The sequence below is a fragment of the uncultured Thiocystis sp. genome (genome assembly GCF_903866365.1).
In the GTDB taxonomy this organism is placed as follows: Bacteria; Pseudomonadota; Gammaproteobacteria; order Chromatiales; family Chromatiaceae; genus Chromatium.
The window spans coordinates 43,356-55,865 of the sequence record NZ_CAIPNF010000217.1 but is presented as its reverse complement, the minus strand read 5'-3'; the positions used below and the strand labels follow the sequence as shown (position 1 = coordinate 55,865).

The window sequence follows — 12,510 nt, the reverse complement described above, 5'->3', positions numbered from 1 at the left end:
TGGGCGATAGCCTTTTTCATTAACCGCATTCACGGCTATCTTCCGAAGATAGCTCATGACTTCATCAGGAATAAGCCGAGCGTCTGATAACCAATTAGGTTTCATGATACACCCCGTCATTCTAAATCGATTCAACTTATATTGCTGTAGACAGATGTTTATGAGTTTTGTTCCCATGAAATGTCTGGATGATAAATAGAGATCTATATGCGATAAGCAAATTGCCAGCCACTGATCGCGACGATCAACGTGACGGCATGTCCGAGTAAAACAATCTGGATGGTTTCGGTCATCGCGTGTCTGGCGGTTGATCCGTGGAGATGCCGGGTTGCCAAATACTAACGTGCCCAGGCAACCTGATTCCGCACCCGCGAACCACCGCTTTTCAGCATTTGGGCCTGCTCCTGCTCCGAAATATGCAGACTTCAAAAACTGCGTCAGTCACTTCTTTCGCATGTGGGCCTTTGGTCTTCTCCATCAATAGGCCCCCATCCGCCGCGCCACCCGCGCCAGATCCTCCGCCGTATCCACCCCCTGCCCTGGCTCCTCGGCGGCCACGCCGACATGGATCCGTTCGCCATGCCAGAGCACGCGGAGCTGTTCGAGCGCTTCGGCCTGTTCCAGCGGCGCGGGCGGCCAGGCGACATAGCGCTTCAGGAAGCCGGCGCGGTAGGCATACAAACCGATGTGCCGCAGAAAAACCACCGACGACGGCAGAACGAACTGCCTGCTGCCCAGAAACTCGTCGCGGTGCCAGGGGATGGGCGCGCGGGAGAAATAGAGCGCGAATCCGGCGGCATCGGTCACGACTTTCACCACATGAGGATCGAACAGATCGCTGCTGTCGTGGATGGGATAGGCCAGGGTGGCCATCCCGGTTCCATCGAGTGACGCAAGATTCGCGGCAACCTGGTCGATCAGCGCGGCGGGCATACAGGGCTCGTCGCCCTGGAGATTGACCACGATGGTGTCGTCGTCCCAGCCCAGCCGTCCGATCGCCTCGGCGATGCGGTCGCTGCCGCTGCGATGCTCGACGCTGGTCATGACGGCTTCGACGCCCAACCCGGCGCAGGCCGCGACGATCCGCCGATCGTCGGTCGCCACCACGACCTCGGCAGCCGTGCTCACCAGCGCCCGCTCCACGACATGCTGGATCATGGGTTTGCCGGCAAGCTCGATCAGCGGCTTGCCGGGCAGTCGGGTGGAACCGTTGCGAGCCGGGATGACGATCTTGAAGCGGTTAGACATGCGCGTGTCCTGAGCGGGGGTGAAGGGCCAATGCCGCCAGTTTAGCCTCGAAACGTGCCAGAAACGCCGCGTCCAGGACCGCCCCCACGGGGATAGACCAGTGGTTGTCGCCGGCAAAGGCCGCGCACTTGACGGCGTCCTTTTCGGTCATAACCACCGGACCCTCCGGCCACCGCGCCAGATCGCGGGCCGTGAATTTGTGATGATCCGGGTAGGGCCGCGCGTCGATGTCGAGTCCGGCGTCTGTCAGCAGCGCGAAAAAACGCCCCGGATGACCGATGCCGGCGACCGCGAGCACCCGCTGTCCGCGAAAGTCGGCGAGCGGACGGGTCAGCTCGGGGCGGCGTAGATTCACCGCCGCGCCGGGGACCAGCCGCATCCGGGGTTCAGGACCGGTCCCGCCGTGATAGAGCACCAGATCGACGCGCTTCAGTCGGCTCGGCGGCTCGCGCAACGGACCGGCGGGCAGACAGCGGCCGTTGCCGAAACCGCGGTCGCCATCGACCAGCGCGATCTCCAGATCCCGCGCCATCCGACTGTGCTGGAGCCCGTCGTCGGTGAGCAGGATGTCGCAGCCGCCCAGACGCAGCGCCAGCGCGCCCGCTTCGGCGCGATCCGGTCCCGCCACCACGGTGCAGCCGCTGCGACGCGCCAGCAGGACAGCTTCATCGCCGACCATCGCTGGGTCGCTCTCCGCCTGCACCGGTCGCGGCCAGGTCGCGGACAGACCGCCATAGCCGCGAGTGACGATGCCGGGTGTCCAACCGCGTTCGCGCAGCAGGGACGCAAGCCTTAGCGCCAGCGGCGTCTTGCCGGTCCCGCCCACGGTCAGGTTGCCGACCACGATGACCGGCACCGGCAGACGCCGGGCCTTGAGCCAGCCGAGCCGATAGCCGAGCCGCCGCAGCCGCACGACTGCGCAATAGAGCCAGGACAACGGTAAGAGCAGCAGCGAGAGTAAGAACCAGCCGTGAGCGGCGCCGAAGGGCTTGCCCGGAGCAAGGTCTAAGGGTCGACCATACCAGAACGGGGTGGGATCGATGCGCATGAAGGGCGTCCTTGAAGCGGGCTGGGGTCCGACATCAGATCGGTTCGCGCCGCGTTTTCGTTGTCGGTCTGCGTTTGGGATGGCGTGCGTGCTGGATGAGGAATGACGGTCAAAAGCCGCGATGACTCACTGATCACGCGGCTGCCGGAAGCTTAGCAGACTTGGCCGGAGACGGATGACCCAAACCGTCCCGCTTTTGCATGGGGCTGATCGCCGAGACGAACTCGGATCATCGGCGGATCAGCCGAGAAGCTTGGCCATCAGCACAAACCCCAGAACGAGGGTCAGGACACCCACGGCGCGCCGGAGCACCGTCTCGGGGAGATGTCTGACCGTGGCCGTCGCGATCGGCACCGATAAGAGCGCCCCCGTGGCGAGGGGCAGTGTCAGCGACCAGTCGATCCCGCCCTTGAGCACCAGGTAGGCGCCAAGCCCCACCGCGCAGGTAAAGGATTCGGCCAGGGACGTGATCGCCACCGCGTGTTTTGCGGGCACGCCCGAGACCACCTGCCCGGAGGTAACGAGCGGCCCGTAACCGCCGCCGCTGAGCCCTTTGTTAAAGGCGGCCACCATTCCGATCGCGAGGATGCCACCAGCCCGGTAACGGATCTGTCGACGCGCGGTCAGGATCGTGACCACCCCCATCGCCAGGACGATCCCGGCGATCAGGATCGAGAACCAGTAGGCCGAGATCTTGATCGCGATCAGGACGGCGCCGATGGCGCCCACCGCACTCAGGGCGGCCAGCAGGGCGAAGGTACGACGCGCCTCGCGGTTGCGCAGCAGGTCGATGTTGCCGTCGCGATGATGCATGGCTCCGGCCGCGAGGCCCGTGAGCAACTCCGAGAAGAGCACGGCCGGGACGATCTGCAAGGGCTCGAATCCAGCCAGCAGCAACAAGGGCGTCAGCGTTGTGCCATAGCCCATGCCCAGGCTCGAATCCAGATATTCGCAAGCCAGGGCAGCCACAAAGACAGCCAGCAAGGCGCCGGTTGCGAGCGTCTCCCCGGAGATGACCAACCACCCGGCGTCTTGCAGGGCTCCCTGCAAGAGAATGGCGATCATGGTCAGACCAACCAGCGCGGCCCAGAGATGCAGGCGGCGGCGATAGGCGTCATAAAAAGATTCAACGGCAGAGACAGCGGAACGGACCATGGTTAACTCCTGACAATGAAGATGGATCGGCACTGCCAGAGCTTCAGCATAACCCGTACCAGCATGCTCTTGGTCGAGTTGCCAAGGCGTCGATCCGTCTTGCCGTCGCTGACTGTTTTGTATATCAGGGAAATATCGGTATATTTAACGGAAATACCGTTTCCGACCGACAGCCATGGAACATTTTATCCCCGTCCTCCTAGAGATCTGGCGCCAATGCGCCACTCGTCACCGCATTGACGAGGCGGTGGCCGAGATTGCCGAGGTCATTCACCGACGCATCCCCTTCGATCGCCTGCTGATCCTGCAACTGGATGCCGATCGCGCCTGTTTCCACGCGGCGGCGAGAGTCGGCTGGCCGCTCCTCGCGCCCGAGCCCCCGCCGGTCTCGGGCGCGGGGATCGACTCCTTGCTACGCTGGTGTCTCACCGGTCAAACCATCCGTGGCGCGGCCCTGGACGTCAGCGCTGAAGCGCCCGGATTGCTGCCGCCCAACTGGACGGGAGAGACGCTCGCGATCGGCCTTGTCAGCGATGGGGAGCCACTCGGCGCGCTGATTCTCGGCGCCCAACCCGTCGGAACCTTCACCCTCGATCATGAACCGCTGATGCGCGCGCTGCGTGAGCCCATCGCGGTGAGCCTGCGCAACGACCAACAGTGGCGTGAGCTGACCTCGCTGCGCGAGGCGGCGGAGGCCGATCGACGCTCGCTGCTGACGCGGCTGGGTCGCCAGGACATCACGGACACCCTGATCGGCGCGGGGTCGGGGCTGAAGGAGGTCATGCGAGGTGTTGAGCTGGTCGCCCGATCCAAGGCGCCGGTGTTGATCCTGGGCGAGACCGGTTCTGGCAAGGAGGTCGTGGCGAGGGCCGTGCATGCCGGCTCGGATCGTCCCAAGGGTCCATTTCTGCGCGTCAATTGCGGCGCGATCCCGGCCGAGTTGGTTGACTCCGAGCTGTTCGGTCACGAGCGAGGCAGCTTCACCGGCGCCACGGGGCGGCGCCTGGGCTGGTTCGAACGCGCCGACGGCGGAACCCTCTTTCTCGACGAAATCGGCGAGTTGACCCCCGCGGCGCAGGTGCGATTGTTGCGTATCCTCCAGGACGGAACCTTCGAACGGGTCGGCGGACAACAGGAATTGCATGTGGACGTCCGCGTGATCGCGGCGACCCATCGCGACCTACAGGCCATGGCGGGCGATGGTCGGTTCCGCGAGGATCTTTGGTACCGGATCAACGTGTTTCCCATCCGGTTGCCGGCACTGCGCGAGCGACCGCGGGACATTCCGGCCATGGCGAGCCACTTCGCGCTGCGCGCGGCCGAACGCCTCGGCCTGACACCCCGCCTGCCCACGCCCGAAGACCTGGACCGCCTCATCGACTACCCCTGGCCAGGCACTGTTCGCGAACTCGCCGCCGTGATCGAGCGCGCCGCCATCCTCGGCGGCGGTCACCGCCTGGAGATCGCGCGCGCACTGGGCGCCAGTCCGGTGACTCCAGCGCCCGCCCTCGACCTTCCGCCCGCATCCGCATCCGCCTCCGCGACGATCGAGCCACTCGATGCGATGAACCGACGCCACATTGAGAAGGCCATCGCCCACACACTGGGACGGATCGAAGGTCCATTCGGCGCGGCTCGCCTGCTCGGCATCCATCCGGACACCTTACGCGGGCGCATGCGCAAGCTCGGGATCGACCGGAAGGGTGTTCGTTGCCGAACCGACGGCTGACCGCTGGCGGGTGATCCAGATCGTCCCGCCGCGCGTGGAAACCTCGGCCGCCCAAGCCGGGCCTGCACGCATCGGCGAGAGGCGCGCGGGAAGCAGCCATGCGCCGTCTCTCAGAGCCTGAATTGCCCGACGTTTTCCCTTAGCACGGCGGCCAGGCGTGCCAACTCCTCGCTGGCGGCGGCAATCTGATTGGAACCATCCGCCGTTTGCCCGACGACTTCGGCGATCGCCTGCAGATTCCGATTGATTTCCTCGGCCACGGCGGACTGCTCCTCGGCGGCGCTGGCGATCTGGGTGTTCATGTCATTGATCGCCGTGACCGAGCGCGTGATGGCTCGCAGGGAATCGCTGGTCAGCCGCGCCTTTTCCACACCTCGCCCAGCCTTCTCACGCCCCTTTTCCATGGCCTGCACGGCGCTCGCCGAGCCGCCTTGCACGCGCTCGATCTTTTCGTGGATATCCTGGATCGACGCCTGCGTGCGACTGGCCAAGGTTCGCACTTCCGCCGCCACCACGGCGAAACCCCGCCCCTGTTCCCCAGCACGCGCGGCCTCGATCGCGGCGTTCAGCGCCAGCAGATTGGTCTGCTCCGCAACGCCCCGAATGACGTCGAGCACGGCCCCGATTTCCTGGCTGTCCTCGGACAATCGAGCGATGACCTGGCCGGCATATTCGATGTCCTGGGCCAGGACATCGATAGCCTCAATGGTCTCGCCAACCACCTGACCGCCGGCGTTTGCGGCCCGGTCGGTCTCGCGCGCCGCGCTGGCCGCGCTCGCCGCGTGACGCGCGACCTCCTCGACGGTCGCGGTCATTTCGTTCATGGCGGTCGCCACCTGATCGGTTTCGGATTGTTGCCGCCTGACCTGAGCGCGGGTCTCCTCGGTGGTGGCCGAGAGTTGCTCCGCCGCCGCGGCGACCTGCGAGGACGCCGCGGCGATCCTGTGCATCAGGGTTCGCAGACCGCTCAACATGACTGAAAAGGCGGCGAGCAAACTGTCGGAGTCCCCGGGACGTAGCGGGATATCCAGACTGAAATCCCCCGTGGCGACACGCTGGACGATGGAGACGGCCAATGCCGGCTCGCCGCCCAGTTGGCGAAGCGTGCCCCGGGTAATCAGAAGCGCGACGCCAATGCCCGCCAGGAGCGCGATCAACAGGCCGCCGATCAGTACGCGCCTCGCGAATGCGATCCCTTCCAGCGTGACGCCCGCGCCAGTGAGCGTCGCCTGTTTGGTCTCCTGGATAAAATCATTCGCATGGGCGAGCACCGTCTCATAGATCTTGATTCGTTCCGCGCGGGTCGCCGCCCCCTCCCGCTCGGCCCCGAGCAGTTCGTCGACCGAGGCGCGGTAATCCAGAACCGCCCGCCGGACGATGGCCAGACGCTCAAGATTGACTGGCTGGCGCGTGACACCGATCAGCTCGTCGATCCAGGCCAGGAGGCGCTCCGCATTCTCGGCGGCGCTCTCGATTGCCGCATCGTCACGCGCCGCGATCGCACTCCAGGTTCCGATCAATATCTGATGTGACAGATCAAGAATCCGCGTCGCCGCGCGGATCCGATCCTGCCTGATCTCAAGCTCCTCGGGCGTGTCTCGCGCCTGAATCTGCTGGGACATCGCCTCATACTGAGTCTGCCGATAGGCGACGATGGCCTCCTCGAACAGATTTCCCTGCGTTTCGATTTGCTTGTGTGCCGCCAGCACCCGTTTGACATTCTGCTCTGCGCGGTCGACGCTTTCGCGGTAGCGTTGCACCTCCCCTTGCATGTCTTGCAGTACCGGGAGCAGGCTCGTGTGGCGGTTCGTCTCGGATGCGTCCTGGACACCGCGCTCCAACCGGGCGCTCAATTCAGCGAGCGCGGCGCGACCGTCCCGCAACCAGGCATCGCTATAATTAAAACTGAAGGCCGTGAGATGGTAGCCGGTCAGGAACTGGAGTTTCTGGATCTCGTCAGCCAGATCCCAGTCCGGAATATGCTCATCGGCCAATAAGCGGCTTTCGCTCTTGATGCGCTCCATGCTCAGGATGGCGACGAGGCCAAGTAAAAAGGTGATGAATAGCAGCAGCCCGAACCCGAGACTGAGTTTTGTACCAAGCTTCATTTTCCTCGGCATGTCCATGGTTCCTCCTCTGGTACGCGTCAATAATCAATCAATGATTCTCTACAAACAGATCAGGAAACTGTTCCATTTATTTATCTTGAGCAAACTTGCTCAATGGACTTATCCGCACTTGGTGGACGCGACGGATCGCCCCACTCAAGCCTCTTGACGCTCAGTGGCGCCGGAGAACGTGCCAACAGCAACCGCTTGACGTCCCGATACGGGGTAAACCGCGTAATCTCGGGATCGGCGAGGCGTGCCAGCACATTCAAAGCCGCGTTGTGGTCCGCCTGAAGAACGTCCCCGGTGATCCGGTAAAACTTGTCGCCTACCCGCTTGCCTTGCAGCAAGCCGGTCGACGAGTCCATTTGCGACGTATAGGAAGAATTAACCAAGAGATGCTTGGCACCACGCTGCTCACAAACGGAGTCGATGGCATCGGCTAATGCGCCTTTCGCCCATCCACTCATCCGACGGTTGTATCGCTTCCATTGCACTTTGCTGGCAATCGGCGACGTTAAATCTTCGGAGACCACCAGCGCCGCCTTATCCACGATGGAATGCGCGGACTGATAAGCAATCGTGCGTAAACGTTTTTTCGCGCGCGCCCGGCGCGCATCGATCTTTTTGCGTCCCAGGTTGCAACGACAAATCCGGTCCGCTTTGGCGATTCGACCTGCCGTGCGATGCTTCTTCTCCAGCGCATGCAGTTGATTGCGCGACCGTCCAGTCTGGGCAGCGGCATCGCTGTAATCGGTCAGAACGGCTCCGAAGGTTACGCCATGCGCCTCGCCATCCGAATCCGTAAACGCCTCGGTGTAGCCCTTATCGATCCCAAGTGCCTGTTCGCCGTGCGGACGCCCGGTGGCCTTCTCGGTGGCAGAGTGGATCTCGGTAAAGCCGTCCTTCACGCAAATGCGCAGATTGCAGCCGGTGAGATTGACGTGTTTTCCGTTGCTGGTCGTGATCAGACGGATGTCGCCGCCGACCTGTTTGGCGATCCGAATCGTGATGACCAACCGCCCGTCCACAACGGACGACGACTGTTTGTCGGAGCGCACGATGAATTGATTGGCCGTGTGGCTAACGCCATGCCGGAAGTGCTTGCGCATTTGCCGATGCAAAAAGGGATCGTCCAGCCAGCGGTCGTTCTTGAGCGCGGTATAGAGTCGTTTGCGCTCGACTTGATCGGTCGTGTGAGCGGCGATGGCCTGCCGGACCTTGAGCTTGGCGGCGGCTTTGTAGGTCAGAATGTCATTGACCACATCCTTCGTGGTCTCGTTGCGAATGGTCCCGTCCACTGACAGCCTGCCGTACAGATTCCGCTCGATGATGTCCTTGCGAATGTCCAGGGCAGAGCGCCCGACATTGCCGAGCGCGCCATAGCGCCGCCAGATGTCCCCGCGCAGATCGCCCATCGCCTGACAGATTGGCGTGAGTTCAGGCGGAACATCGGCGCGCAGGGTGCGCGTCACCTTCATTCGCAAAGCGCCTTGGGTTGGATGGCGGAGCATTCCGGAAAATCGGCCTTGATGTCGTGCTTGTATTTACGCAGACCGTACAGGCGGCAGGAAAAGGTGTGCACGATGGCCAACAAATCCTCAACCATTTCCTGCTGGGGCGAGAGCGATTCCTGATTCACCACCACCACCTCGCAGCCGTTGTGTCGGGCGATATGCTCGAACAGGTCAAATCCAAAACGCATGAGCCGGTCCTTGTGAGCAATGAAGAGTTGGCGAAGCTCGCCGCGTTCGATCTGCTCGACCAGGGCGAGAAACCGTTTGCGCTTGAAGTTCATCCCGCCGCCGATTTCCTGTATCCACTCGTCGACCGCGATCCCCGCGCCCAGGCAGTAGGTCTCCATCGCCTTCACCTGCGAGGCCAGATCGTCTTTCTGCCCGGCACTCGACACGCGGCAGTACACCACCACCGCGCGCCGCTCCGGGGCGCCGCCTGTGAGCAGGCGCACGTCCGCTTCGTCGAAGTAGCGATGCCCGGACGGATGACGCTTGGCCACGAGCTTGCCCTCGCGCTCCCAGCGCCGGATCGTCGAGGGCGCTTTCCCGATCCGTTTCGCAAATTCGTTGATGCGGTATATCTTGCTCATAAGAGCAATGATAAATAATTATGGAAAATAATCAAGGAACAGTTGATTGCTCCTCGCCCGCGGTCGGAGTTTTTAACTCGTTCAAGAGGTCGATCTAACGTCAAACCAGCGCCGCCGGAGGTTCGCCTCCGTCATGAAACTGTAGCCGATGCAGCCGGGCGTAATAACCGCCCAGCGCCAACAGCTCGGCATGCCGCCCCTGCTCGACGATCCGCCCGTCCTGGAGCACCAGAATCCGGTCGGCGTTCTCGATGGTGGACAGCCGATGGGCGATCATCAGCGTGGTGCGGCGCGCCATCAATTCGGCCAGCGCGGCCTGGATGTGACGCTCGGACTCGGTATCCAGCGCGGAGGTAGCCTCGTCGAGGATGAGGATCGGCGCGTCCTTGAGCATGGCCCGCGCGATCGCGAGCCGCTGACGCTGGCCGCCCGAGAGCATCACGCCGCGGTCGCCGACAAGGGTGTCGAAGCCCTGAGGCAAGGTTTCGATGAACTCCAACGCATGGGCGCTCTGCGCCACGCGCTCCAGTTCGTCCTGGGTCGGCGGTTCGTCGCGACCATAGGCGATGTTGTTGGCGATCGTATCGTTGAACAGCACCACGTCCTGACTCACCAGCGAGATCTGGGCGCGCAGACTGGCCAGGGTCAGCTCGCGGATCGGGATGCCGTCGATCAGAATCTCGCCCGCCGTGGCGTCATAGAAACGCGGCAGCAGGCTCGCGACGGTGCTCTTGCCGCTCCCGGAGCGGCCCACCAGCGCGACCTTTTCGCCGGGCATCACGAGCAGATCCAGCGCCTCGATCGCCGGCAGCTTGTCGTCCGCGTAGAGATGGCTGACGCCGCGATAGTCGATCCGACCCTCGGCCCGGTCGAGCGTGCGTGTCCCCCGATCGGCCTCTTCTTCCGCATCCAGCAGCTCGAACAGACTCTCGGCGGCGATGATGCCCTGCTGCAATTTGGCGTTGACCGAGGTCAGCCGTTTCACCGGCGGCAACAGCAGCCCCATGGCGACCACGAAGGACATGAAGGTGCCGACCGAGATGTTTTCCTTGAGTCCCTGCATGGTGGACAGATACACCACCACGCCGATCGCCGCGGCCGAGATCAACTGCACCAGCGGCACGCTGGCCGCCTCGGTCGCGATCATCTTCATCTGCAGCGAGCGGGTCTTTTCGTTGATGAGGTTGAACCGCCGCGCCTCGCGCGCCTGACCGCCAAACGCCTTGACCACCCGATGGGCCTCGATCGCCTCCTGCGCGACCTGGGTGAGGTCGCCGACCCGATTCTGGATGCGCCGGCTGTGGCGGCGGAAACGCTTGGTGGCGTATTTGACGGCGCCGGCCATGACCGGACCGATCACCAGGAAGATCGCCGAGAGCGCGGCGTTGATGTAGAGCATGAAGCCCATCAGACCGATGACGGTGAAGCCGTCGCGCACGATGGTCGTGACCGCGGAGGTCGCGGCGCTGGCGACGTTTTCCACGTTGTAGGTGAGCTTGGCCAGGATGTGACCGGAACCGTGGTTGTCGAAATATCGCGTCGGCGCCCGCAGCAGATGCGCGAACATCTGTTGACGCAGATCCGCGACCACCCGCCGCCCAACCCAGCTCAGGAAATAGGTATTGATGAACCCCGCGATGCCGCGGATCACAAAGAGCCCGACCAGAAAGAGCGGCATGGCGCGCACCATGTCCTCGTTGCGCTCCACGAAACTGCCGTCGATCAGGGGTTTCATCATGGCCGCGAACAAGGGTTCGGTGGCGGCGAAGATCAGCATGCCGACGATGGAGAGCGAAAAAATCCGCCAGTAAGGCTTGACGTAATGCAGCAGGCGACGATAGATCTGATGGGCGTCGGCGTTGGTGAGCACGGGTTCCTTGCTCATGGAGCCACGCCTTCCGGCCGGGTCGCGGCGAAAGCGATGCGGACCAACCCCGCCTGACTGGCCGCATCCATGGCCGTCATGACGGCCTGATGCGGAGTATTGGCATCCGCCTGGATCAAAACCGACGGTGTTTCAGCTTCGCTTAAAACTCGCGGCTGGCGCTCCTGAAGCGCGCCGGTTAGCGCCCGCACAAGGGTCAGTGGCTTCTCGTCGACCAGTGCCTGATCGTTCAAATAAAAGTGCCCCGCCCGGTCGATGACGATGCGGAGCATCTCGGGCGCTTCCTCTGGTTTCGACTCGCCCTGTGCCTCGGGCAACTGCACGCGCAGCCGCGCCTCGTCCTTGAAGGTAGTCGAGACCATGAAAAAGATGAGCAGCAGAAACACCACGTCGATCAGCGGTGCCATATTGATGTCGACCGATTGGCGGCGACGCGGACGCAGATTCATGTCGGGTCATCCTGCTCTTCGCGCTCGCCTTTGATGACCTCGACCAGACGCAGTGCCTGCTCTTCCATCTCGATCGCCAATTGATCCACGCGACCGTCGAAGTAGCGGTGAAACATCAGCGCGGGGATCGCCACGCACAGCCCGGCGGCGGTCGTGAGCAGAGCCACCGAGATACCGCCGGCGAGCAATCCGACGTTGCCGTTGCCAGCGCTCTGAATCACGCTGAAGATCTGGATCATCCCAAACACGGTGCCGAGCAGTCCAAGCAACGGCGCGATCGCCGCGATGGTCCCCAGGGTGTTCAGAAAGCGTTCCAGTTCGGCGACCACATGACGACCGGTATCGGCGATCGCTTCCTTCATCACCTCGCGGGAGTGATGACGATTGACCAGGCCGGCGGCGAGCATGCGCCCGAGCGGCGACGCCTCCCGAATCGCCTCGATGCTCTCATCCGTCAGTTGGTTGACGCGGTGTAACTGCCAGATCCGCGTGATCAGATGCGTTGGCATGACGCGCCGACGACGCAGGGTCCAGGCACGTTCGATCACGATCGCGGTGGCGATCACGGAACAGGCGGCAATCGGCCACATCAGCCAACCGCCGGCAATCATCAATTCAAGCACGGGAAAACTCCTCGAGGTCACTCGCCGATCTAAACCGTGTCCGGCATGGCCTGCATCGTTTGGATATCCGTTCGGCCTCGCCTGAACCCCAAGAAAATGCACGTTCCTTTTATCGGCATGATACTCGAAGCGGCAGACTCACTGTATCGCGAGTACGA

The 12,510-nt window shown here is 63.0% G+C and carries 10 protein-coding genes; 1 reads left to right on the top strand and 9 read right to left on the bottom strand.

Annotation, left to right across the window (positions count from 1 at the left end; genetic code table 11):
• Positions 1-477: 477 nt before the first annotated feature.
• From kdsB to QZY07_RS12445, 3 genes are all read right to left on the bottom strand, one after another.
• Positions 478-1,248, bottom strand: a complete 771-nt coding sequence (gene kdsB / locus QZY07_RS12455) for a 3-deoxy-manno-octulosonate cytidylyltransferase (RefSeq protein WP_295403016.1) — start codon at positions 1,246-1,248, stop codon at positions 478-480.
• Positions 1,241-2,296, bottom strand: a complete 1,056-nt coding sequence (lpxK, locus tag QZY07_RS12450) for a tetraacyldisaccharide 4'-kinase (RefSeq protein WP_295403014.1) — start codon at positions 2,294-2,296, stop codon at positions 1,241-1,243. Before lpxK ends, kdsB begins: the two co-directional genes overlap by 8 nt.
• Positions 2,297-2,536: 240 nt before the next feature.
• On the bottom strand, positions 2,537-3,451 hold the full coding sequence (locus QZY07_RS12445; RefSeq protein ID WP_295403012.1) for a sulfite exporter TauE/SafE family protein: 915 nt from the start codon (positions 3,449-3,451) through the stop codon (positions 2,537-2,539).
• 175 nt (positions 3,452-3,626) lie between these two features.
• Here QZY07_RS12445 and QZY07_RS12440 point away from each other — a divergent pair, with 175 nt between their 5' ends.
• A complete protein-coding gene (locus QZY07_RS12440) occupies positions 3,627-5,180 on the top strand; it encodes a sigma 54-interacting transcriptional regulator (RefSeq protein WP_295403009.1) in 1,554 nt (517 codons plus the stop codon).
• A gap of 110 nt (positions 5,181-5,290) precedes the next feature.
• Here the strand turns inward: QZY07_RS12440 and QZY07_RS12435 are convergent, their stop codons facing one another.
• The 6 genes from QZY07_RS12435 to QZY07_RS12410 all read right to left on the bottom strand — a co-directional run bounded on the left by QZY07_RS12435 (position 5,291) and on the right by QZY07_RS12410 (position 12,352).
• Entirely contained in the window at positions 5,291-7,288 is a 1,998-nt protein-coding gene (locus QZY07_RS12435; protein ID WP_295403006.1) for a methyl-accepting chemotaxis protein, read from the bottom strand.
• A 92-nt stretch (positions 7,289-7,380) separates the two neighbouring features.
• Positions 7,381-8,706, bottom strand: coding sequence for a transposase (locus QZY07_RS12430; protein ID WP_295403003.1), 1,326 nt, complete (start codon positions 8,704-8,706; stop codon positions 7,381-7,383).
• A 59-nt stretch (positions 8,707-8,765) separates the two neighbouring features.
• Positions 8,766-9,395, bottom strand: a complete 630-nt coding sequence (locus QZY07_RS12425; RefSeq protein ID WP_295403000.1) for an IS607 family transposase — start codon at positions 9,393-9,395, stop codon at positions 8,766-8,768.
• A gap of 100 nt (positions 9,396-9,495) precedes the next feature.
• On the bottom strand, positions 9,496-11,280 hold the full coding sequence (msbA, locus tag QZY07_RS12420; protein WP_295402997.1) for a lipid A export permease/ATP-binding protein MsbA: 1,785 nt from the start codon (positions 11,278-11,280) through the stop codon (positions 9,496-9,498).
• Entirely contained in the window at positions 11,277-11,729 is a 453-nt protein-coding gene (locus QZY07_RS12415; RefSeq protein WP_295402995.1) for a biopolymer transporter ExbD, read from the bottom strand. The genes msbA and QZY07_RS12415 overlap by 4 nt, the downstream gene beginning before the upstream one ends.
• On the bottom strand, positions 11,726-12,352 hold the full coding sequence (locus tag QZY07_RS12410) for a MotA/TolQ/ExbB proton channel family protein (protein WP_295402992.1): 627 nt from the start codon (positions 12,350-12,352) through the stop codon (positions 11,726-11,728). Before QZY07_RS12410 ends, QZY07_RS12415 begins: the two co-directional genes overlap by 4 nt.
• Between the last annotated feature and the right edge of the window lie 158 nt (positions 12,353-12,510).